Source organism: Paenibacillus sp. FSL R7-0128 (assembly GCF_038002245.1).
GTDB classification, from domain to species: domain Bacteria; phylum Bacillota; class Bacilli; order Paenibacillales; family Paenibacillaceae; genus Paenibacillus_AQ; species Paenibacillus_AQ silagei.
This window is the reverse complement of sequence record NZ_JBBOCD010000001.1, coordinates 4,382,772-4,404,760: the sequence shown is the minus strand read 5'-3', so window position 1 is coordinate 4,404,760 and position 21,989 is coordinate 4,382,772. Positions and strand designations below refer to the sequence as shown.

Annotated in this window: 21 protein-coding genes; 19 read left to right on the top strand and 2 right to left on the bottom strand. The window is 51.1% G+C overall.

Annotated features, from left to right (window positions below; genetic code table 11):
• Window positions 1-106 precede the first annotated feature (106 nt).
• On the bottom strand, window positions 107-2,083 hold the full coding sequence (locus NST26_RS18250) for an AraC family transcriptional regulator (protein WP_036724750.1): 1,977 nt from the start codon (window positions 2,081-2,083) through the stop codon (window positions 107-109).
• Between the two features lie 172 nt (window positions 2,084-2,255).
• Here NST26_RS18250 and sleB point away from each other — a divergent pair, with 172 nt between their 5' ends.
• The 19 genes from sleB to NST26_RS18155 all read left to right on the top strand — a co-directional run bounded on the left by sleB (window position 2,256) and on the right by NST26_RS18155 (window position 20,953).
• Entirely contained in the window at window positions 2,256-3,107 is an 852-nt protein-coding gene (sleB, locus tag NST26_RS18245) for a spore cortex-lytic enzyme (RefSeq protein WP_036724779.1), read from the top strand.
• 145 nt (window positions 3,108-3,252) lie between these two features.
• Window positions 3,253-4,533: an EF-P 5-aminopentanol modification-associated protein YfmF gene (gene yfmF, locus NST26_RS18240; RefSeq protein WP_036724751.1), complete on the top strand. Its 1,281-nt coding sequence runs from the start codon at window positions 3,253-3,255 to the stop codon at window positions 4,531-4,533.
• Between the two features lie 2 nt (window positions 4,534-4,535).
• Window positions 4,536-5,816, top strand: coding sequence for an EF-P 5-aminopentanol modification-associated protein YfmH (gene yfmH, locus NST26_RS18235; protein WP_340952182.1), 1,281 nt, complete (start codon window positions 4,536-4,538; stop codon window positions 5,814-5,816).
• On the top strand, window positions 5,816-6,583 hold the full coding sequence (gene ymfI, locus NST26_RS18230) for an elongation factor P 5-aminopentanone reductase (protein WP_036724753.1): 768 nt from the start codon (window positions 5,816-5,818) through the stop codon (window positions 6,581-6,583). Before yfmH ends, ymfI begins: the two co-directional genes overlap by 1 nt.
• A 132-nt stretch (window positions 6,584-6,715) precedes the next feature.
• Window positions 6,716-6,976, top strand: coding sequence for a DUF3243 domain-containing protein (locus NST26_RS18225; protein WP_036692667.1), 261 nt, complete (start codon window positions 6,716-6,718; stop codon window positions 6,974-6,976).
• Between the two features lie 147 nt (window positions 6,977-7,123).
• Window positions 7,124-7,891 (top strand): DUF3388 domain-containing protein, encoded by a 768-nt coding sequence (locus NST26_RS18220; RefSeq protein ID WP_081751117.1) that lies wholly within the window; start codon window positions 7,124-7,126, stop codon window positions 7,889-7,891.
• Window positions 7,892-7,939: 48 nt separating this feature from the next.
• A complete protein-coding gene (locus tag NST26_RS18215) occupies window positions 7,940-8,887 on the top strand; it encodes a RodZ domain-containing protein (protein WP_339249024.1) in 948 nt (315 codons plus the stop codon).
• Window positions 8,888-8,970: 83 nt separating this feature from the next.
• On the top strand, window positions 8,971-9,132 hold the full coding sequence (locus NST26_RS18210; protein WP_179090467.1) for a hypothetical protein: 162 nt from the start codon (window positions 8,971-8,973) through the stop codon (window positions 9,130-9,132).
• 134 nt (window positions 9,133-9,266) lie between these two features.
• Window positions 9,267-9,758 carry a YajQ family cyclic di-GMP-binding protein gene (locus tag NST26_RS18205; RefSeq protein ID WP_036724757.1) on the top strand — a complete coding sequence of 164 codons (492 nt, stop codon included), beginning with the start codon at window positions 9,267-9,269 and terminating at the stop codon, window positions 9,756-9,758.
• 149 nt (window positions 9,759-9,907) lie between these two features.
• The gene (gene pgsA, locus NST26_RS18200) at window positions 9,908-10,495 is read left to right on the top strand and encodes a CDP-diacylglycerol--glycerol-3-phosphate 3-phosphatidyltransferase (RefSeq protein ID WP_036724758.1); all 588 of its coding nucleotides are present in this window, start codon (window positions 9,908-9,910) and stop codon (window positions 10,493-10,495) included.
• A gap of 58 nt (window positions 10,496-10,553) precedes the next feature.
• Window positions 10,554-11,843, top strand: coding sequence for a competence/damage-inducible protein A (locus tag NST26_RS18195; RefSeq protein WP_340979554.1), 1,290 nt, complete (start codon window positions 10,554-10,556; stop codon window positions 11,841-11,843).
• 297 nt (window positions 11,844-12,140) lie between these two features.
• On the top strand, window positions 12,141-13,205 hold the full coding sequence (gene recA / locus NST26_RS18190) for a recombinase RecA (RefSeq protein WP_036724761.1): 1,065 nt from the start codon (window positions 12,141-12,143) through the stop codon (window positions 13,203-13,205).
• Between the two features lie 115 nt (window positions 13,206-13,320).
• Window positions 13,321-14,058: a regulatory protein RecX gene (locus NST26_RS18185; protein WP_340952186.1), complete on the top strand. Its 738-nt coding sequence runs from the start codon at window positions 13,321-13,323 to the stop codon at window positions 14,056-14,058.
• A gap of 309 nt (window positions 14,059-14,367) precedes the next feature.
• A complete protein-coding gene (gene rny, locus NST26_RS18180) occupies window positions 14,368-15,909 on the top strand; it encodes a ribonuclease Y (RefSeq protein ID WP_036724766.1) in 1,542 nt (513 codons plus the stop codon).
• Window positions 15,910-16,055: 146 nt separating this feature from the next.
• Window positions 16,056-16,850 carry a TIGR00282 family metallophosphoesterase gene (locus tag NST26_RS18175; protein WP_036724768.1) on the top strand — a complete coding sequence of 265 codons (795 nt, stop codon included), beginning with the start codon at window positions 16,056-16,058 and terminating at the stop codon, window positions 16,848-16,850.
• Window positions 16,851-17,065: 215 nt separating this feature from the next.
• Window positions 17,066-17,326 carry a stage V sporulation protein S gene (locus NST26_RS18170; RefSeq protein WP_019910496.1) on the top strand — a complete coding sequence of 87 codons (261 nt, stop codon included), beginning with the start codon at window positions 17,066-17,068 and terminating at the stop codon, window positions 17,324-17,326.
• Window positions 17,327-17,482: 156 nt separating this feature from the next.
• Complete coding sequence (locus NST26_RS18165; RefSeq protein WP_340952187.1) at window positions 17,483-18,469, top strand: dipeptidase; 987 nt, start codon at window positions 17,483-17,485, stop codon at window positions 18,467-18,469.
• Window positions 18,470-18,630: 161 nt separating this feature from the next.
• Complete coding sequence (gene pduL / locus NST26_RS18160; RefSeq protein WP_036692683.1) at window positions 18,631-19,203, top strand: phosphate propanoyltransferase; 573 nt, start codon at window positions 18,631-18,633, stop codon at window positions 19,201-19,203.
• 220 nt (window positions 19,204-19,423) lie between these two features.
• Window positions 19,424-20,953 (top strand): DEAD/DEAH box helicase, encoded by a 1,530-nt coding sequence (locus NST26_RS18155; RefSeq protein ID WP_340952190.1) that lies wholly within the window; start codon window positions 19,424-19,426, stop codon window positions 20,951-20,953.
• A gap of 112 nt (window positions 20,954-21,065) precedes the next feature.
• On the opposite strand, the gene dapA is transcribed toward NST26_RS18155, so the two are convergent.
• Entirely contained in the window at window positions 21,066-21,971 is a 906-nt protein-coding gene (gene dapA / locus NST26_RS18150) for a 4-hydroxy-tetrahydrodipicolinate synthase (RefSeq protein WP_340952192.1), read from the bottom strand.
• Between the last annotated feature and the right edge of the window lie 18 nt (window positions 21,972-21,989).

Sequence of the window (21,989 nt, the reverse complement as noted above, 5' to 3'; positions counted from 1 at the left end):
ATAGGTTGTTTTACATCTAAAAACAGAGCAGCGCTTCTCCAATATAGGGGAGCGCTGCTCTGTTTGGATTGTGCCTAACTTTATTTTGCGAATGGTGCCATTGGTATTACTTCACCCGGGGAGCTGCAAGCAGAGCATCAACCATGTAATCAAGCTGCGCATTTAGGGAGTAGATATCATTGTAATACGATAATCCGAAGTCGATATTCATTAACCGGCCTTCCTTGACTGCCGGAATACTGTTCCAGATCGGGTCTCCCGTCAGGTCAGTCATTCCGTCATAAGAGGAACGGAAGATATAATCTCCGCTGTAATCGGTAATGACTTCAAAGGATACAGACTCCCCGCCGACATCGGTCTTGCTATCTATTTTTTGCTGAATCTTCTCCGGTGCCTTCATGCCAAGATATTCATATAAGACCTGCGAACCCCGGCCATACTGTTTGCTCATAATCACTAACATACTGCGTTCTCCGCCGCCTTCCATGATGGAGATGGTCGAATCTAGAATTCCCGCTTCCTTCAGCTTCAGCTTACTGTCCTCCACTTTGGCATTGAAATCATTTAATAGGCTGGTGGCCTGATCTTCCTTATTAAGAGTGTGTCCAATAAAGCTGACCCGCTCAGCGGTTGTCATTTTCTCATAAGGCACCAATACGGTGGGTGCGATATCATGCAATGCATTGTAAGTTTCCTCGGAAGGAACGATAATCAGATCGGGATCAAGCGATAAGACAGCTTCCGGGCTGGCCTCGAACCAACTTCCCAACTTCTGTACATCTTTCAATTCGTTCTCGAAGGCAGCACCTTCATTTACACTAGAGACACCTACGGGCTTAATGCCCAGCGCCAGAACATCGCCCAGCAAGTACAACACAACGACACGCTGAGGATTGGCAGGCACCTCAATATCCCCTTTTATTGTAGAGATTGTCCGGGTCTGTGCCTCGGCTGCAGTGTTGTCAGGGGACGTTGTAGAGGATGCCGTCGCAGCAGGCGAAGAGGTTGGCGTATTGCTGCCGTTGCCCGCCGTCGTTGTTGTGGCAGTTCCTGAGGAACAGGCACTTAACACTATGGTGAAGCATAACAACAAGGTTAACATTAGGGATGGCTTAGACGTTCTGAACATGGATGACGCTCCTTTTAGATCATATTGATAATGATTATCATCATCAATATATCCGAGAGTGCCTTCACGGGCAATGTCATTTGCAGACAGCGCAGATATCATATCCCGCCACGGGGAAGCGGCCTGCACAGAATTTTTGTACCTTACTGGTGAGTTTCCGAAGTGCTTTTTGAACATTTTTCCAAAAGAATACGCATCCGGATAGCCCACAGCAGCTGCAATATCATGCAGTGTGGCTTCTGTGCCCAGCAATAGCTCACGTGCCTTGTCCATGCGAATCTGAACCAGATATTGGGCGGGGCTGCTCTGAAGCCGCATGCGGAATAACCTCGATAATGTCCTCGGGCTGGTGCCCAAAGTGTCGGCTAGTGTATCCAGGGTGAACGGCCTGCTGTAAGAATCATGCATATAGCGTACAGCCTGGTCGAGCACATCTGCTCTAAGCGGGTGCAGCTCCTGCCCCTGCATCTGATGAAGCAGCTCATGGACCCACTGATAGAACAGGGCTTTGACATGCAGATGCTCAAGGTCGCGGCCTGTCTGCCACTCCCCATACATCTGGTCTAGAAGCTCATACAGCGGCAGGGGATGGGCCGGAGTGCAATGATATGACGCGGTAAAAGGCTTGCTGCGCTCCAAAAGCGCTGTAAGATTGCGGCGCGCAGGCAGGGTTAACGTTGTACGGTACATAATAAGGTAATATTCCAGAATTTCATGTGTTTTTAGCAATTTAATCGTAGTGCCTTTGCCCCCGTGAAAGACAGTTGCGCCGCTGATTTCATATCGGCTGTCATCTATAAGCAGACTTGCGCTGCCGCGAACGATATACAGGTATGTACTAGCCGGAAGGCGATACTTCAGCGGAGGTTGTCCAGAAATGAATGAGGCCTTGCGGATATCGATAACTTCTACAGCAGCATGGTTCCACAGTACAATATGGTCCTTAAAATCCATGTTTCTTCTCAACTCCTGTTGTTTCATAACCCAAGTATAGTTGATAATCGTTCTCAGTTGCAATGAATTTACGGTTCCTTGATTTGCGGTCATGCATAGGAAGTCCTGCCAGTCGTCATAATAACTTTAGCCATTCATGCAGAACTTCCAAGAGAAAGGTAGAGCGAATCCCATGACAAAACATAAGCAGTGGATCATTGCCGCCGTTACCCTTGCCCTTGCAGCTGCACCGTTTGCCGGTGCAGTCTTCAAAGATCATGATTTGATCTATGCCAAGCCATATGCAGCAGAACAGGTTGCCGCAGATAGCCCTGATGAAGGGGAGGAAGCCATGCCCGTGTTCGGCACAACTCCGCTTAAGGTCGGCTCCTCCGGGCAGGATGTCTATGAGTTGCAGGGAAGATTGAAGTACCTTGGTTATTTTAACGGGAAGATTGACAGCCAGTTCGGGACCAAAACCAAAAATGCTGTCACCTGGTTTCAGTGGAAATTCGGCCTGAAATCCGACGGGGTAGTCGGGGCCAAGACGAAGCTTAAGCTATACAATGCGACTACAGCCTGGAAGCCGACAGCGCCCGAGACGTCTACCGCCCAGAAGAAAGCGCCCTCCGGCGCAGCTGCAGCCAAAACCAATACGGCTGAACTGTCCTCCGGCAATACCATGGGCTTGTCCGAAAACGATCTGAAGATCATGGCTAACGCGGTTTACGGCGAGTCACGCGGCGAACCTTTTGAAGGACAGGTGGCTGTAGCCGCAGTCATTCTTAACCGTGTAAAATCCCCAAGCTTCCCAAATACGCCTTCGGGCGTCATTTTCCAGCCGGGAGCCTTCACCGCCGTTGCTGACGGACAGATCTATCTGGAGCCTAATGAACAGGCACGCAAGGCAGTGCAGCAGGCACTGAGCGGCTGGGACCCGTCGGGCGGCTGTATCTATTACTTCAATCCCAAGACGGCGACTTCCAAGTGGATTTGGTCCCGTCCGCAGGTGAAGACGATCGGCCAGCATATTTTCTGCATGTAGCTTACTGTGTCTGTATACAACCCTCCGTAAGAGCAACCGGTACGCTGTCCTCCGGTTGCTTCCTTACTTTGGAATGGTTTAGAATGGATAATACTTCATAAACTTGTTATAGAGCATCCATCCACGCTGCAAAGGAGTTTTGGACTTGACTAATAATGCATTTCAACATGGCCATGCCGCAGGCATGCGCATACATGTTCTGCCGACCAAGGCGTTCAAGACATTCGCCATCTCACTGTATGCAGGCGTTCCGCTTGAAGAAAGTACAGTGACTTCTACCGCACTGGTTCCGTTTGTACTCCGCCGGGGGACAGCGTCCTATCCGGAAACTACTCAATTCCGCGAGCGTCTGGAGGAGCTGTACGGTGCCGGCTTCGGCTTCGATATTTATAAACGCGGGGATTACCAGATTGTCCAGTTCCGGATGGATACGATCAATGATTCCTTTGTGCAGAGCAAGGAGAGCCTGCTTGGTGAATCCTTTGCTTTTCTGGGAGAGGTATTGACCCGTCCCCTGCTTGAGAATGGAAGCTTCCGGGCTTCTTATGTAGCTACAGAACGCGAGACGATCCGCAAGAAGCTGGAATCCATTGTGAATGACAAAATCCGCTACGCGGCAGAACGCTGCATTGAGGAAATGTGCCGCAACGAGCCTTACCGTCTCCATCCCCTCGGTCAACGGGCCGATCTGGATGCTATCACGCCTGAGACGCTGTACCAGAGCTATACCTCCTGGCTGAATGGAGCTACGCTTGATCTGTATGTTGTGGGCGATACCACACCTGAGGAGGTCGAGAAGCTGGTGATAGCTCATTTTGGCCGGGCCCATCACTCCGAAGCCGGAGGCTACACCTCGGACTTCACTCCGGTATCGGTTACGGAAGTGCGGACGGTAGAGGAGAAGCTGGATGTGAATCAAGGCAAGCTGAACATGGGGCTGCGGACCTCGATTACCTACAAGGATGACCGGTATGCTTCCGCGCTGATGTACAACGGTATTCTTGGCGGTTACCCGCATTCCAAGCTGTTCGTCAATGTCCGTGAGAAGGAGAGTCTGGCGTATTACGCCTCCTCCCGTTATGACGGGCATAAGGGCATCGGAACGATTCAATCGGGGATCGAGACCCAGAACTACGGCAAAGCCGTTGATATTATCCGCAAGCAGCTAGATGAGCTGAAGGCCGGCAATATCACTGACCTGGAGCTTAGCCAGACGAAGGCGATGATCCGCAACCTGCTGTCCGAGATTCAGGATTCGGCGTTTGAGATGATTTCCTTTGATTTCAACCGCCAGCTATCCGGCAAAGACCGTTCTGCCCAGGAGCTGATGGACCAGGTCGACGGCATGGGGGCGGCTGAAGTGAAGGCTGCAGCGGATACTTTTGAGCTGGATACGATTTATTTCCTGACAGGGAAGGAGGAATAGGGATGGAGAAGCTCCATTACGAACGGCTTCAAGAAACGCTTTATCACGAGGTTATGGATAACGGACTGCAGGTGTATGTGCTGCCGAAGCCGGCTTTTCTCAAAACCTACGCCACCTTTGCCACGAAATACGGTTCGGTAGACAATCACTTCAAGGTGGCGGGCAGCGAGGAGACTACAGTACCGGACGGAATTGCCCACTTCCTGGAGCATAAAATGTTCGAGGAGCCGGAAGGCGACATTTTTGCCACCTTTGCGTCGAATGGCGCATCGGCCAATGCCTTCACCAGCTTCGACCAGACGGTCTATCTTTTCTCGGCCACGGAGAACATTGAGCAGAATCTCAGCACGCTGGTTGATTTTGTGCAGCGTCCTTATTTTACCGATGAGAACGTGGAGAAGGAGAAGGGAATTATTGGGCAGGAAATCAATATGTATGCCGACAATCCTGACTGGCGCGTCTATTTCGGGCTGATTGAAGCCATGTATGCTACTCACCCGGTTCACATTGATATTGCCGGAACTATCGAATCCATCTCAACCATTACGAAGGAAACGCTGTACACCTGCTACAACTCCTTCTATCATCCCAGCAATATGCTGCTGTTCGTTGTCGGCGGAGTGGACCCTGAGCAGGTATTTGAACTGATCCGCAGCAATCAGCAAGGCAAGAGCTATGAGAAGCAGGGTGAAATTACGCGTATCTTCGCGGAGGAGCCTGAGCAGGTAGCCTCGAAGCATGTGGAGAGCCGACTTGCTGTCTCCATTCCCAAAATGATGTTCGGATTTAAGGAAAAGGTGGATGGTCTGATCGGTGAAGCGGCGGTGCGCCGTGATCTGACCACGAAGCTGATGCTGGACCTGCTGTTTGGCAGCAGTACGGCATTGTATCAGAAGCTCTATGACGAGGAATTGATCTCGGACAGCTTCGGCCATGAATTTAACAGCTCTGCGGAGTATGCCTTCTCGGCGATCGGCGGCGATACCAAAGATCCGGGTCTGCTGCTTGAACGGATTAAGGCAGAAGTTGGACGCATTCTGGAGACGGGCTTCGCGGAGAAGGATTTCGAACGGGCCCGTAAAAAGAAAATCGGCGGCTTCCTGCGGATGCTGAATTCGCCGGAGAGCATTGCCCATGAGTTCACCCGTTACCAGTTCCGTGGAGGAGATCTGTTTGAAGTGCTTCCCCTGTATGAATCGATCACTCTGGATGAAGTGAATGCCCGGCTCCATGATCATGTGAACTGGGAGCAGCTGGCCGTATCGCTGGTGGTGAGTCCTTAATGATGTTACCGGGAGAGGACAGCAAACCGATTGGCGAAATGACAGTGCTCATTACCGGAGGCAGCGGGGGAATCGGCGGCGCGATCGCTGAGCGTTTTGCTTCGGTGGGAATGAACATTGTGATTCATTATATGAATTCGCATGAAGCGGCAAATGATGTGGCCCGGCGCTGTCTGGCGCTGGGGGCGAAGGTAATGACCGTAGCGGCGGACATGAAAGACCGCAGTCAGCTCGTACGCATGGCCGAAAGGCTGGAGAGCAGCGGCATGATGCCGGATATCCTGGTCAATAATGCCGGTAAAGCTCATTATGGCATGTTAGCCGATCTGACCGAGGAGGAGTGGGACGATATCATGGCGGTGAATCTGAAGGGCACCTTCATGTGCAGCCAGATTTTCATGCCTTATATGGTCACGCAGCGTTACGGCCGGATCATTAATGTGTCTTCTGTGTGGGGAATCTCGGGTGCCTCCTGTGAAGTGGCTTATTCGGCCAGTAAGGGCGGAGTTAATGCTTTTACCAAGGCGCTTGCCAAAGAGCTGGCCCCCTCCAAGGTCACTGTGAACGCTGTAGCGCCTGGAGCAGTTCACACGGCCATGCTGTCCAATCTGCAGGCGGATGAACTGAAAATGCTGGAGGAGGAGATCCCTGCGGGGAGGCTGGCTACCCCTGAGGATATATCCTCGCTTGTTTATTTTCTGGCACTGCCTGAGTCCGGTTATATTACGGGTCAGGTCATCAGTCCGAACGGCGGCTGGATTACGTAATAACCGGTATAATGCCAGGAACCATGAGCCTGCTCTGGAGAAATGCTCCAGCATAAGACCTTCCGGCTTGAGACATATTATAACTGTTGCTTCTAAATCTCAATATCATTACAAACCTGAGGAGGATTTAAGATGTCAACAGATTCCGTAGTGAAGAACTTTGATACCTGGAAAAGTTTTTTGGGCGACCGGGTCATTCAGGCTGAAAAAATGGGGATGAGCGACGAGACCATCACCAAGCTGGCGTTCGAAATCGGGGAATTCCTCGATAAGAAGGTCGATCCGGGCAACTATTCCAACCGGGCCATCAAAGAGCTGTGGGATGTCGGAACGGATGATGAGAAGCATACCATTGCCGGACTCATGGTCAAACTGGCGAAGAAAAACGCATAGGTACGCGGAAGAAGCTCCCCTTGCGGGAGCTTTTCTGCAATTATTACAATCGTGTCCTTGCCTTTCAATTTTTTTTTATATATCATTAACATGACCCGTGTATCTGAAACAACATGCAGGGAAAAGGAATCTATGAGGTGCGCACAAGTGGAATATAAACAATGGTATATGGAGTATAAGATACATAAGAACAGACCCGGTCTGTTAGGCGACATTGCTTCCATGCTGGGGATGCTGGAAGTCAATATTCTGACGATTAACGGCGTGGAAGGCAAGACGCGCGGAATGCTGCTGGAAACCAGCGACGATGAGAAGATCATGCTGATGGGCGAAATGCTCAAGAAAGTTGATAATATAACGGTTACGGCACTCCGTACACCGCGGCTTGTGGACCGGCTGGCGGTCCGGCATGGACGGTATATCGACCGGGATTCGGATGACCGCAAGACCTTCCGCTTCACCCGCGATGAGCTCGGGCTGCTGGTCGATTTCCTGGGCGAGCTGTTTAAGAGAGAAGGCAATCAGGTTATAGGACTACGTGGCATGCCGCGGGTAGGCAAGACAGAATCGATTATTGCCGGCAGCGTCTGTGCGATGAAGCGCTGGACGTTTGTCTCCTCTACGCTGCTGCGCCAGACCGTCCGCAGCCAGCTCGCCGAAGACGAGATGAATCCGCATAATGTATTTATCATTGACGGGATCGTCAGCACCATCCGCTCGAATGAGAAGCATTATAACCTGCTGCAGAATGTCATGAGTATGGCAAGCACCAAGGTGATTGAGCATCCTGATATTTTTGTGCGGGAGTCCGAATTCACCTTCGATGACTTCGATATTATTATTGAGTTGCGCAATTCACCGAACGAAGAGATATTGTACGAGTCGTTTACGACAAGCTACAGTGAAGATCTTTAATATATTTCATTAAGAGCATTGCTCACACAACATTCAGGAGGTGATGGTATGTCGGAACTGGGCCGGCATTTGAAGGAGGCTCGTCTGCAAAAGGGGATGAGTCTTGATGATGTCCAGGAAGTAACAAAGATCCGCAAAAAATATTTGGAAGCCATCGAAGCAGGGGATTATAAAGTGCTTCCCGGCAGCTTTTATGTCCGGGCTTTTATCAAAACCTATGCCGAGGCGGTCGGGGTCAACCCGGATGAGCTGATGGAGGAGCACGGCAATGTGCCTGCTGCTCCCGTCGATACTACCATGGAGACCGTGATTCAGAAGCGCAGCCGCAAGCCTGAAACGGAGCGTAACGCCAAGTGGCTCCCGACCTTGCTGATGTGGACCTTCCCGGTGCTGATTCTGGTGGTCATCTACTTATATGCCTCTTCCACGATGAATAATGATTCGCCGGAGAAAGCGGATAATGCAAGCATGACTACCGCGACGCAAGATCCGGCTAAGGCTAAGCCTTCTCCTACTGCCGCTGGAGGCGGTGCAGTGCCTTCAGCGACAGCGGATGCGGCAGCTACACCTGATGCAGGAGCCGCGGCAACCACTGCGCCTGCTGCAACTCCAGAGCCGTCTCCATCGGCTTCTCCGGGTGCTGTCACCGTTACTCAGGACCGTAAATCGGGCAAGACAACGATCTATAAGGTCTCCGCGCCTGCCGGAAGCCAGGTTCAGGTCGTGATTGCCTCAACCGGAGTCAGCTGGCTTGAAGTGTACAAGGGCGAGAACTCCAAGGGGGAGAAGCTCAGCTTCGGGAACACTAAGGCCGGCGATAATCTCAGCTTCACGCTGGACAGCGAAGGCATGTATATCAAATCGGGATATTCACCGGCTACCGCGATTTCGGTCAACGGACAGGCTATTACCGACGGCAAAACCTCCTCGCGTCTGCTGCTTGAACTGGACAGCGGTACGGACGGCGCTGCTGGCGGGAGTACTACCGGAGAATAATACATCCGATGTATAGTCTTTGGCGGATTGGAGAACCTAGAAGTGTTTAACAGTTCTCTCGCCAAAGTGAGGTGTATTCTCTCATGACCGTCAGCTGGATTGTAACAGGGCTTGGCATTATTGTCAGTCTCCTGGGGTATTATTTGACACCGGGCGCCTGGGGATATGGTATTCTGGGCTTTGGACTGGCACATGTTCTGCTGGGGATTCTGGATATGTTCCGGGCTCCTGCACGCAGCAGATAATATTTAGAGGTGAGCGTCTCCTGGACAGGTTCCGGGAGGCGTGTTTTTAGGTGCACTCTTTTCCAGTATTAGACTTAAGAGCCCCTATCTCATATAATAGGAACAGACTAATTGGAAGTAAAGGATGTGGAACCATGAGTTCAGAAAGTTCATTTGATATCGTATCCAAGATGGATATGCAGGAGCTGACCAATGCGGTTCATCAAACCGAGAAGGAAATTGATAACCGGTTTGATTTCAAGAACAGCAAGAGCAGCCTGAAGCTGGAGAAGGATGCGCTTGTCATCGCCTCAGAGGATGAATACAAGCTGAATGCAGTTATTGATATCCTCCAGACCAAGATGGTGAAGCGGGGAATCACGCTGAAGAATATGGATTTCGGCAAAGTGGAGCCGGCTTCGCTCGGCACGGTGCGCCAGCGGCTGGGACTGCGGCAAGGGATAGACCAGGAGAATGCGAAGAAGATCAATATTCTGATCCGCGATTCCAAGCTGAAGGTTAAGAGCACGATCCAGGGTGATCAGATCCGTGTGACTGGCAAAAGCCGCGACGATCTCCAGCAGATTATCCAGCTTTTACGCAAGGCTGATTTGCCGCTTGATTTACAGTTTAACAATTTAAAGTAAGATCATGTGCCCCGCAGTGTATACTTACCTTACTTGCGGGGTGCTTCATGTTTTTTTGACACTTATTTATGGCTATAATATACTAGCTAAGCAGTTTTGAAGAAAATGCTGGAATACCGGATTCGTATGGACTAGGGGAGGAAACTTCAGTGAATTTACCCAACCGCATCACATTAGCACGTATTTGCCTTATCCCAATCATGATGTTTTTTCTGCTGGTGGACTTCAGCTTCTATCCGGAACCGATACATTGGGGCTCCTTTCAGCTTTCAATTAATCACTTGGTCGCGGCAGTTATTTTTCTGCTGGCAGCCAGTACCGATGGAATTGACGGTTACATAGCCAGAAAATATAACATGGTCACCAATCTGGGCAAGCTGCTCGATCCGCTTGCGGATAAGCTGCTGGTCTCGGCCGTGCTGATCTCGCTGGTCGAGCTGGGAAGATGCGATTCCTGGATTGCCATTGTCATCATCAGCCGCGAGTTTGCCGTGACCGGCCTGCGCCAGGTGGCACTGCTGGAAGGGAAGGTAGTGGCTGCAAGCAAATGGGGAAAGGTAAAAACAGTGATTCAGATTGTTGCTATTTCCCTGCTGCTGCTTAACAATTTCCCGTTCCAGTTCGTCAGCATCCCTGTGGATGACATTGCCATCTGGGCGGCAGCCATCATTACCATTTACTCTGGCATTGATTATTTCGTGAAGAATAAGGATCTGCTGGATTTGAACAAAGCCTGAGAGGCTGGAACAGGCTGAACCTTGCAGGATACCTACAATCAGGAGGAGAACGTCAGCTATGAAAGCAGAGATTATTGCCGTTGGAACAGAACTTTTACTTGGACAAATCGTGAACAGCAATGCCCAGTTTCTTTCAGTCGAGCTGGCTGCATTAGGCATTGACGTTTATTTTCAGACCGTTGTGGGAGATAACAAAAGCCGCCTTCTGGAAGCGATCCGGATTGCTCAGAGCCGGGCGGATGTTATATTGTTCACGGGCGGCATTGGTCCGACCGAGGATGATCTGACCAAGGATGCGCTGGCTGCGGCGCTTGGCCGGATCCTGCACATCGACCAGCTGGCCATGGATCATGTGCAGCGCTTCTTCGATGACCGCAAGATTGTAATGACTGAGAATAACCGCAAGCAGGCGCTTGTCATTGAAGGGACGACTCCTCTGTCCAATGATACCGGCCTTGCGGTAGGGATTGCTTTTGCAGAAGAAGACAAATATTATATCGTGCTGCCCGGCCCGCCCCGGGAGATGAAGCCGATGTTCACGGATAAGGCCAAGCCATGGCTTCAACAGCATGCACTTACTGGTGAAATGCCGCTCTACTCGAAGATGCTGAAGTTCGCCGGGATTGGCGAGTCGCTGCTGGAGGACAAGCTGATTGAGCTGATCCGCAGCCAGAGCGATCCAACGATTGCCCCGTATGCGAAGGAAGGCGAAGTGACCGTGCGCATCTCCACCAAGGCGCCGTCCGAGCGGGAAGCTATGGTCAAGCTCGATGCTCTGGAGAAAACGATTGCGGACATTCTTCCGGAGAATCTGTATGCTAACATCGATGTGCCGCTGGAGCAGCTGATTGTGGACTGGATGGCGGATGCGGGACTCACTCTGAGTGCTGCCGAGAGCTGTACAGGCGGTCTGCTGATGGAGAGCATTACGAATATTCCGGGCAGCGCCTCCATGTTTGCCGGAGGGATCGTGTGTTATTCCAATGATATTAAGAAGAAACTGCTGAATGTGCCTTCCGCCATGCTTGAAGGTCCGGATGCCCCGGGAGCGGTGAGCCGCGAGGTTGCGGAGGTACTGGCTGAGCAGGTGCGTATGATCGGTGACACGGACTTTGGCTTATCGGTTACCGGTGTAGCCGGACCGGGATATTCCGAGCGCAAGCCGGTGGGTCTTGTGTTCGTAGGAATGGCTGAGCGGGGCTGCAAGACAGAGGTATATGAGCTGAATCTGAAGGGCACCCGTGAGAACATCCGGCTGCGGACCGTCAAGGCGCTGCTGTACCGGTTGTGGCGCCGCCTGGAAGAACGCAAGGTTGCTACTCCGCTGGAAGGCTCGGCCTTGCAATAACTGTACGGGCCGGTATATAATTCATGTATACGGAAGAACCGTGGCTTGAGCGATCATGCTGCGGTTTTTTGTTTTATATTAGGTATAATAAATTATCCTTTGGCTGTTCCTATTAACGTAAGAAGCGGAAGAGAAGCACCTGCTGAGTTTTGCATCCGGAAGGAGGTATGTATCTTACAATAAAAGGGAGTATTATCCCCGGGAGCAAAAAAAACGAATGTATGTTCTAAAAAAGACTTGGCAAGCCCTTCAAAACACGTTATGATAATACTATAAACAGTGAAGGAAGTGGTCTGATTGTCAGATCGTCGTGCAGCGCTTGATATGGCGCTTCGTCAAATAGAAAAACAATTCGGTAAAGGTTCGGTAATGAAACTGGGAGAATCCACTCACATGAAAGTGGAAGTTGTACCTAGCGGATCTTTGGCACTTGATATTGCACTAGGTATTGGCGGACTTCCCAAAGGACGTATTATTGAAGTATATGGACCGGAATCTTCCGGTAAGACGACGGTTGCACTTCATGCGATCGCTGAAGTACAGAAGCAGGGCGGACAAGCTGCCTTCATCGATGCTGAGCATGCGCTTGATCCCAAGTATGCCAAGGCGCTTGGCGTTAACATTGATGAACTGCTGCTGTCCCAGCCTGATACGGGTGAACAGGCCCTGGAAATCGCTGAAGCGCTTGTACGCAGCGGAGCAGTAGACATCATTGTAGTTGACTCTGTAGCAGCACTTGTGCCGAAGGCAGAAATTGAAGGCGACATGGGTGATTCCCACGTAGGCTTGCAGGCCCGTCTGATGTCCCAGGCCTTGCGGAAGCTGTCTGGTGCCATTAACAAATCCAACACTATTGCGATCTTCATCAACCAGCTTCGTGAGAAGATCGGCGTAATGTTCGGTAACCCTGAGACCACTCCGGGTGGGCGCGCTCTGAAGTTCTACTCCTCTGTCCGTCTGGATGTGCGCCGGGTAGAGAGTATCAAGATGGGTAACGATGTCGTGGGTAACCGCACGAAGATCAAGGTTGTGAAGAACAAGGTAGCGCCTCCGTTCAAGCAAGCGGATGTAGATATCATGTACGGCGAAGGAATCTCCAGAGAGGGAAGCCTTGTGGATATCGGTACGGAGATGGATATTGTCAACAAGAGCGGTGCCTGGTATTCCTATGAAGGCGAACGTCTGGGTCAAGGACGGGAGAATTCTAAGCAGTTCCTGAAGGAACATCAGGATATTGCTCTGCTGATCGAGAACAAGATCCGTGAGGCAAGTAATCTCACGACTCTGGTAGAGCCACCATCTGAAGCGGCTGTGGCTGCGGAGCAAGAGGAAGAAGAGAAGCTGCTGCTTGAGATTGAGTAATTAAGTACTCCTCTACTTCTAATTGAATAATGAAGTCAAGATGGATAGGCGCCCTGTGAAGATATAACAGGGTGCCTTTTCGTAAATATTTCAGCTTAAGTAGGTGAATGGCAGGATGGTTATACAATTGGATGAGGAATTCGAAGAACAGGATGAGCAGCAGGTGCTGGCGGATTTCCCGGCAGATCAAGAGCTGGTAATTACAAAGGTAGAGCGGCTTAAGAAGTCTAATTATCGTTATCTAATCCATTTCGGAGACTACAACATGACTGTTCATGAAGATGTCATGATTAAATACCGGATGATTACCGGGAGTGCTTTTGTAAAAGCGGATCTGGAGGATATCGTTGCCGCAGACGAGCGCCAGCGGGCGTATGTGGAGGGGCTTAGGTATCTGGAACGCAAGCCCAGAACCGCACAGGAGATGGCCCGCCGTTTAAGGGAGAAGGAAATAGGGGAGACTGTTATTGCCGAAGTTCTGCTCCGCCTGCAGGAGGAACGTCTGCTAGATGATCCCTTGTACGCCAAGCAGTGGGCGGAGCAGCGGATTGTGAATCAGCGTAAGGGCAAGATGTGGATCCGGCAGGAGCTGCGGGAGAAAGGGATTGATATGTCGCTGATTGCGGAAGCGCTGGATGAGATCACACCCGAGCAGGAGCAGGAGAGCGCGCTGCAGACCGGACGGAAGAAATGGAATACGATCCGGGGAGATGTGAACGACAAACGCCGGAAGACAGGGGCGTTCCTGATGCGCCGGGGATTCTCAGGAGAAATGGTGCGCCAGGTGATCGGGATTCTGCGGGATGAGCAGGATTCTGGGGGGGAAGAAGAGGAGTTTTACTTCCCGGATTGATTCTCTTGACTTTATTACGGTTATCGACTCTCTTGACAAGGTCTTTTTATAAATAATAAAATATAACATGAATCGGCATAAACTAAGAATCCTTTTTCCTTCCCAAAAAGCAGACTCTTATGTTCCGGTTCGCGTACAACTCATATGAAATGTAATCGCCGGATAAGGCGGGCAATGTGCATGTGCAGCATGTGCAGTATGGCAATCGGTGTATTACCGGTTTTTTGTATGGTGATGAACGGATAGTTTAACAACTGCACAAATACCCAAGGGAAGATCCTTGGAGGATATCAACGAGGAGGTGAACAGATGGATCCATTGATCTGGGTCATTGTCGTTCTCGTTGTAGCTGCAGCATTCTTTGGATTCGGTTATTTTATTCGTAAATCCCTTGCAGAAGCTAAGATTTCCAGCGCAGAGAAAGAAGCCGTAGTCATCGTGGAGAACGCGAAGAAAGAGGCGGAGGCGCTGAAGAAGGAAACGGTACTTGAGGCTAAGGACGAAGTTCATAGAATCCGTACCGAAGCTGAGAAAGAAACTCGTGAACGTCGGAATGAAATCCAACGGCAAGAGCGACGTTTGCTGCAAAAGGAAGAATCGCTGGATAAAAAAATGGAATCGCTTGAACGAAAAGAAGAACAAGTAGCTAACAAAGAGAAACGAATTGATGAAACCCAACAGCAAATTGATGTAATTTACAAGAATCAGGTTACTGAACTGGAACGTATCTCCAATCTGAGCATCGATGATGCCAGAAGTATCATTCTCAGCAATGTAGAACAGGAAGTTCGCCATGAAACTGCTCAGATGATCAAGGAAATCGAACAGCAAGCTAAGGAAGAAGCGGACAAGAAAGCCCGTGAGATTATCACCTTGGCGATTCAACGCTGTGCGGCTGATCATGTGGCGGAAACTACGGTATCTGTCGTTACCTTGCCGAATGAAGAGATGAAGGGCCGGATTATCGGTCGTGAAGGCCGCAATATCCGTGCGCTGGAGACTCTGACCGGGATTGATCTTATTATTGATGATACGCCGGAAGCCGTTATTCTGTCAGGATTTGATCCGATCCGCCGCGAAGTGGCCCGTACGGCACTGGAGAAGCTGGTCGCAGACGGACGTATCCATCCTGCACGTATTGAAGAAATGGTGGAGAAATCCCGCAAAGAAGTGGATGAACGGATTCGCGAATACGGTGAACAAGCTACCTTCGAGGTTGGCGTTCATGGTCTGCACCCGGATCTGATCAAAATTCTGGGCCGCCTGAAATTCCGCACGAGCTACGGTCAAAACGTACTGAAGCACTCCATGGAGGTTGCTTATTTGACTGGACTTATGGCCGGTGAGCTTGGGGAAGACATCGTGCTTGCAAAACGTGCCGGACTGCTGCATGATATCGGCAAAGCGCTTGATCATGAAGTGGAAGGTTCGCATGTTGAAATCGGCGTCGAACTGGCGAAGAAGTACAAGGAACATCCGGTGGTTATCAACAGTATCGCGTCCCACCATGGAGATTGCGAGGCTACCTCGGTTATTGCTATGCTGGTTGGTGCTGCTGATGCTTTGTCGGCTGCCCGTCCAGGTGCACGCCGTGAGACCCTGGAAACGTACATCAAACGTCTGGAAAAGCTGGAGGAGATCTCGGAGTCCTTCGAGGGTGTCGAGAAATCCTATGCCATTCAGGCGGGCCGCGAGGTTCGCGTAATGGTACAGCCTGAGAAGATTGATGATGCCGAAAGCTTCCGTCTGGCCCGCGATATTACGAAGATGATTGAGAGTGAGCTGGATTATCCGGGTCATATCAAGGTTACGGTAATCCGCGAGACACGCGCTGTAGAATATGCGAAATAAATAAGGAAATCGGCCCCCTTGCGGGGCCTTTTTTCATGCAGCACGCCGTGGAGTTTGGAATGAAGCAGAATAGGTGAAATTATACTTAAGCAGCGATTTATGGTTGGCAGAGCATACACAAACCCAAAATTTAGGAGGAGAAGATTATTAAAGTTTTATTTATCGGAGACATTGTAGGCAATACAGGCAGAAAAGCGCTGCGTGAAATGCTGCCTTCCCTGAAAAGCAAATATCAGCCGCATATCATCATTGCCAATGGTGAAAATGCCGCTGCCGGCAGAGGGATCACCGCTGCTATCGCTAACGAATTCTTTAACTGGGGTATCCACGGTATTACGATGGGTAACCACACCTGGGACAACAAGGATATCTTCGAGTTCATCGACGACGAGCCGCGGATCATCCGTCCGGCTAACTTTCCGCCGGGGACACCGGGCCGTGGATATACCGTTGTTAAGGGGAACGGCAAGCAGCTGGCGATTGTGAATCTGCAGGGCCGTACCTTTCTTCCGGCGATTGATGACCCGTTCCGGGTAGGCGAGGAGATTGTGGAGGAACTGCGCAGAGAGCATAAGTGCATTCTGGTGGATTTCCATGCGGAAGCAACCTCCGAGAAAATTGCGATGGGCTATTTTATGGATGGAATGGCTTCGATTGTAGTCGGCACACATACTCATGTGCAGAGTAATGATGATGTGATCCTGCCAGGAGGTACAGCGTATCTTACAGATGCGGGTATGGTTGGTTCAAGAGAAGGGATTCTGGGTATGGAAAAGGATGCGATCATCTATAAATTTACAACTCAGCTTCCCTCCCGGTTTGTAGTCGACGAAGGCAAATGGCAGCTGCATGGTCTATTCGCAGAACTTGATGAAGCTACAGGCAGAGCGACACGACTGGAGAAGATCCGGCTGCGTGAGGATGAATGGGTGATGAGCTAAGGACGGCAATGCCGTTTCTACTTGCAAATAGGTAATTCGGTAATACTCATTTTGTTTTGGGTGAAGTGTGATATTTATTATATCGAAAAAGAGTATCTTTTGAACTATTTTCTCCGGAGAGGTCCGCAAAAAGAAGGAATTAATTCTTCTGAAGCGAATAACATCTACTGTAGTGGAAGAAGAACACCATCATTTTCCCAGGGGAGGTACTTACTATGGATGTATTAAAAGTATCAGCTAAATCCAATCCAAATTCCGTTGCTGGCGCATTAGCAGGTGTTCTTCGCGAACGTGGATCGGCCGAGCTACAAGCTATTGGAGCAGGAGCACTGAACCAGGCCGTGAAGGCCGTTGCCATCGCCCGGGGATTTGTCGCACCTAGCGGAGTGGACTTGATCTGTATTCCGGCTTTTACGGATATAGTGATTGATGGGGAAGACCGGACGGCTATCAAACTTATTGTAGAACCTAGATAACTCAAGTGAATCATTTAGATTAGGCCTGTTTACATTGTAAACAGGCTTTTTGCTGTGCTGACTGCCGCTTCAGTTAGGTGCATATACATGAAATAGACGCTGGGCTGTCAACGGTTCATTTGGATATTCAGGTGAAGAAAGAAGGAGAGCTGACCTATGGTGGGAAACAGGAGGCTGAAGGTGGCGGATTTTCATTGTGATGCTCTGAGTAAGCTGCAGGCGAATCCAGGGATAGACTTCAAGAATGATCCCCGGCTGGATGTGACCGCAGAGCGGCTGACAGAGGGAAATGTCGGACTGCAGGTTTTTGCCATCTATTTGTCTGCGGTGCGCGGAAGGGCAAAGTTCGAGGATATTCTGGGGCAAATCGAGTGCTTCCATCAAAAGGTTACCGGTCCTGGAGGGCTGCAGTGGCTGAGGTGGAAGGAAGAAGCGCAGGAAGGCAGCTTCACTGCACCGGCTTATGGAATGCTCTCTCTGGAGGGTGTGGACGGTCTGGAGGGCAATCTGTTCTATGCCCAGTTATGCTTCGAGCTGGGTGTGCGTTGCCTGGGGATTACCTGGAACTATGCCAACTGGGCGGCGGACGGTGTGCTGGAGCGGCGGAACGGCGGTTTCACTGAGCATGGCCGGCAGCTGATCGACTGGTGCAACGGGAGCGGAATGCTGCTGGATGTGTCGCATTTGGCCCCGGCAGGCTTCTGGGAGCTGCTGGAGCACAGTACCCGTCCGTTCATTGCTTCGCATTCGAATTGCGCAGCGGTATGCAGTCATCCCCGCAACCTGAGTGATGATCAGCTGAAGGCACTGATTGTAAGGGGCGGGCGAATTGGGCTTACCTTTGTCCCCTGGTTCGTGCGGGATGAAGGAGCAGCCCGGAGGGAGGATATGCGGAGGCATATTGAGCATGTCTGTGGTCTTGGCGGGAGCGGACAGCTGATGTTCGGCTCGGATTTTGACGGAATTGAAGCGTGGGTAGAAGGGCTGGAGCATCCGGGGCAATACGCGGAGTTCGCCGAGATGCTGCTGAAATACTATCCCGAAGCTGAGGTACGGGGCTGGCTGTATGAGAATGCGCTGGGGTTCTTGAGGGAGCAGCTGCCTTCTTCCGCAGGTTTACCCTCTCTTCTCACCAGGAAGTGACTATGAATTGGAAAAACCAGGATGAAGCATTCACAGAATCGTAATATGCCCGGAAAAAAGCCTCGCATTGTGATGCGGGTCTTTTTATTTTCGGGTAATTAGATGTATAATGTTCAGTGGCTTGTACAGATACTAGAGAAAATACAAGGAGTGACTTGAAAATGAGCAAGACTGTACCCGTAGGTGTGTCGGCCCGGCATATTCACCTTACGCAGGAGCACGTAGAAGCATTGTTTGGCCCAGGTTATCAATTGACCGAGTTCAAACCCCTGTCCCAACCCGGACAATTCGCAGCGAATGAGCAAGTGGCTGTCATTGGTTCGAAAGGGAAGTTCGACAAAGTAAGAATCCTCGGACCTGCCCGTCCGGCTTCGCAGCTGGAAGTATCCCGCACAGACTCCTTCAGCCTCGGCGTGAAGGCACCTGTCCGTGAATCCGGCAATATTGAAGGAACACCAGGAATTACGATTAAAGGACCTGCCGGTGAAGTTGAGCTGGAGACTGGTGTTATTGTAGCAGCGCGCCACATTCACTTCCACACTTCCGAAGCAGAAGCTTGGGGCATTGCCGATAAGCAGCTCCTGAAGGTACGTCTGGGCGGCGAACGCGGCCTGGTGCTGGAGAACGTGATTGCACGCGTATCCGACAGCTTCAAGCTGGACATGCACATCGATACCGATGAAGCTAACGCTGCCGGTGCCAATAATGGCGATACCGCTGAAATCCTAGACTAGTATTTTATAATAGGTAAGACAAGAGCAGGGGATCCTTCCTCTGCTTTTTTGTTGTCGATTTTTTTGAAAAGAAAGAAATGAAAGTTTTCATATTTGCTTTTCTGTGTTATCATTATGTGTTATGACTTTGCTGAGCGCTATGTGGAGACGCCGCAAAAGGAATATACAGTAATTGAATTAAGGATTCACCAATATATGTATGCACAATGAAGGAGATAAAATGACATTTAACGATTTGAACCTGATCCCCCCGATTCTTAAGGCGCTTAGCCTGGAAAACTATACATCCCCGACCCCGATCCAGGAAGAGTCTATTCCTGCGGCATTAGCCGGCAGAGACATCCTTGGCTGTGCACAGACAGGTACCGGTAAAACGGCGGCCTTCTCGTTGCCGATTATTCAGCTGCTGAGCCAGCAGCCGGGCAGAACCGGCGGAGGCAAGCGCATCCGTTCCCTGATTCTTACGCCTACCCGCGAGCTGGCGCTGCAAATTCAGGAGAATATTCAGGCCTACAGCAAGTTCACAACGATCCGTTCGACAGCCATTGTCGGTGGCGTATCACAGAAGGCCCAGGAGCGGGCGCTGGCAATTGGTGCCGATATTCTGATTGCTACACCGGGCCGTCTAATCGACCTGATCAGCCAAAAGCGTGTGGATCTGCAGTATGTGCAGATTCTCGTGCTGGATGAAGCGGACCGCATGCTGGACATGGGCTTCATTCATGATGTGAAGCGGATTATCGCCAAGATGCCGCTTAAGAAGCAGACGTTGTTCTTCTCAGCGACTATGCCTGCGGAGATTTCGCAGCTGGTGAAAACACTGCTTGTCAATCCGGTGAAAATCGAGATTACTCCGGTATCCTCCACGGTAGACAGAATTGAGCAGTCGATCTATCTGCTGGAGAACGGAAATAAGCAGAATCAGCTGAACCGTCTGCTGCAGGACCCGTCGATTGTATCGGCGCTGGTATTCACACGCACCAAACGCGGCGCGGACCGGGTAACCCGGGATTTAACCCGCATTAATATTACAGCACAGGCTATTCATGGGAACAAATCACAGAATGAGCGCCAGAATGCGCTGAGAAATTTCAAAAGCGGAGCGACACGCGTACTGGTAGCTACAGACATCGCTGCGCGCGGAATTGATATTGATGAGTTGTCCCATGTCATCAACTTCAACCTGCCGAATATTCCGGAAACCTATGTTCACCGTATTGGCCGGACCGGCCGTGCGGGGATGAGCGGCATCGCCATCTCGCTGTGCGAAGCGGAGGAAATTCCGTATCTGAAGGATATCCAGAAGCTGATTGGCAAGACGATTCCGGAGATCAAGGAGCATGCGTATCCGATGTCTAAGAGCAATCTGGCATTGCTGGCAGACCGTCCCGGCAAAGCGCCGGTCAAACCGTCGCAGAAAGCCAAGACGAATCCGCCCCGCAAGCCGAAGTCGGAATGGTTCGCGCAAGGCAAACAGCAGAGCGGCGGCAACACAGGTGGCGCTAAAGGCGCTTCTGGAAGCGGTCATGCAGGCAGTGGAGCTAGAAGCGCATCGGGCAGCAGTTATGCTGGCGGTGGAGCGAGAGGTGCTTCGGGGGGCCAAGCTAATGCCAACGGGCGTCCAGGCGGCAGCCAGAGCCAGAAATCGCCCAGCGGCTCATACGGCCGTTCAAACCCTTCGGGCAGCAGACCTGGCGGTCAGAGCGGACGTCCGTCCAGCCGTCCAGCGGCTAAAGCGGGCCGCTCGTAATTCGATTTTGTAACGTGCAGTAATGCTTGACCTTATCTAACACAAACACCCGCCATTCTCAGTATCTCACTGAAAATGGCGGGTGTTTGTCTGCTCCATGGCCTCTTAACGGTTATATCGCTTCTTGTCTGCCGCTGACAGCTTCCGCTGCAAGGTAGGCGCCCAGCTCCTCGCGCAGCGCGGTGCTAATGGAAGTCATTGGCAAGCGGAGCGTGTCTGAGGAGAGCTCTCCGAGTTCGCTGAGCAGCCATTTGATCGGGGCCGGGTTGGACTCCTTGAACAGCAGCTTCATCAGCGGCACTAGCTGATCATACGCAGCCTGTGCAGCCTCAATCTGACCGGCTCTGTACTGCTCGTAGATGCTGAGGAAGCGGCCTGTATGTACATTGGCTGAGGCCAGCATGCCTCCGGCGGCCCCATAGCCCAGCATGTCGAAGAAATGCAGATCGTCGCCGCAGAGCACGGGCTTGCCGCCGCTCTTGGACAGCTCGGAGACGAGCAGGGGGGAGCCGGAGCAGTCTTTTAACCCTACGACATTGTTCATCTCCAGGATCGTACGGGCGGTGTCCAGCGTCATGCCGACTCCAGTGCGGCCCGGGATATCGTAAGCCATAATGGGCAGACCCACCTCTGCCGCCTTGCGGAAATGAGCGATGATGCCTTCCTGGGACGGACGGCTGTAATAAGGGACAACCACCAGTGCGGCATCGGCACCTGCGTTCGCCGCCAGCTCAGTACGGGCCACGGTAGAGTAGGTATCATTTGTACCTGTGCCCACCACGAGCGGGATAGAGCTGGACTTCAGAAGTTCCCGTGAGGTATCCACGAGCGACTGTAATTCCTGTATATTGACTGTCGGCGATTCTCCAGTGGTTCCATTGACGACCAGACCATGAATATTGTTCTTGATGATGTTGTTCACATAACGCTGATACGATTCCAGATCAAGCTCACCAGCAGCATGGAACGGGGTGACCACGGGAACATAAATTCCATAAATCTGTTCTTCTGTTAACATGAATATCGTCCTCCAAAA

What these genes read in the sequence shown, in the direction of transcription:
- NST26_RS18250 (WP_036724750.1), bottom strand. Translation starts at nt 2,083, where the DNA reads ATGGATTTTAAGGACCATATTGTACTGTGGAACCATGCTGCTGTAGAA.
- sleB (WP_036724779.1), top strand. Translation starts at nt 2,256, where the DNA reads ATGACAAAACATAAGCAGTGGATCATTGCCGCCGTTACCCTTGCCCTT.
- yfmH (WP_340952182.1), top strand. Translation starts at nt 4,536, where the DNA reads ATGGAGAAGCTCCATTACGAACGGCTTCAAGAAACGCTTTATCACGAG.
- ymfI (WP_036724753.1), top strand. Translation starts at nt 5,816, where the DNA reads ATGATGTTACCGGGAGAGGACAGCAAACCGATTGGCGAAATGACAGTG.
- NST26_RS18225 (WP_036692667.1), top strand. Translation starts at nt 6,716, where the DNA reads ATGTCAACAGATTCCGTAGTGAAGAACTTTGATACCTGGAAAAGTTTT.
- NST26_RS18215 (WP_339249024.1), top strand. Translation starts at nt 7,940, where the DNA reads ATGTCGGAACTGGGCCGGCATTTGAAGGAGGCTCGTCTGCAAAAGGGG.
- NST26_RS18210 (WP_179090467.1), top strand. Translation starts at nt 8,971, where the DNA reads ATGACCGTCAGCTGGATTGTAACAGGGCTTGGCATTATTGTCAGTCTC.
- NST26_RS18205 (WP_036724757.1), top strand. Translation starts at nt 9,267, where the DNA reads ATGAGTTCAGAAAGTTCATTTGATATCGTATCCAAGATGGATATGCAG.
- NST26_RS18195 (WP_340979554.1), top strand. Translation starts at nt 10,554, where the DNA reads ATGAAAGCAGAGATTATTGCCGTTGGAACAGAACTTTTACTTGGACAA.
- NST26_RS18185 (WP_340952186.1), top strand. Translation starts at nt 13,321, where the DNA reads ATGGTTATACAATTGGATGAGGAATTCGAAGAACAGGATGAGCAGCAG.
- rny (WP_036724766.1), top strand. Translation starts at nt 14,368, where the DNA reads ATGGATCCATTGATCTGGGTCATTGTCGTTCTCGTTGTAGCTGCAGCA.
- NST26_RS18170 (WP_019910496.1), top strand. Translation starts at nt 17,066, where the DNA reads ATGGATGTATTAAAAGTATCAGCTAAATCCAATCCAAATTCCGTTGCT.
- NST26_RS18165 (WP_340952187.1), top strand. Translation starts at nt 17,483, where the DNA reads ATGGTGGGAAACAGGAGGCTGAAGGTGGCGGATTTTCATTGTGATGCT.
- pduL (WP_036692683.1), top strand. Translation starts at nt 18,631, where the DNA reads ATGAGCAAGACTGTACCCGTAGGTGTGTCGGCCCGGCATATTCACCTT.
- NST26_RS18155 (WP_340952190.1), top strand. Translation starts at nt 19,424, where the DNA reads ATGACATTTAACGATTTGAACCTGATCCCCCCGATTCTTAAGGCGCTT.
- dapA (WP_340952192.1), bottom strand. Translation starts at nt 21,971, where the DNA reads ATGTTAACAGAAGAACAGATTTATGGAATTTATGTTCCCGTGGTCACC.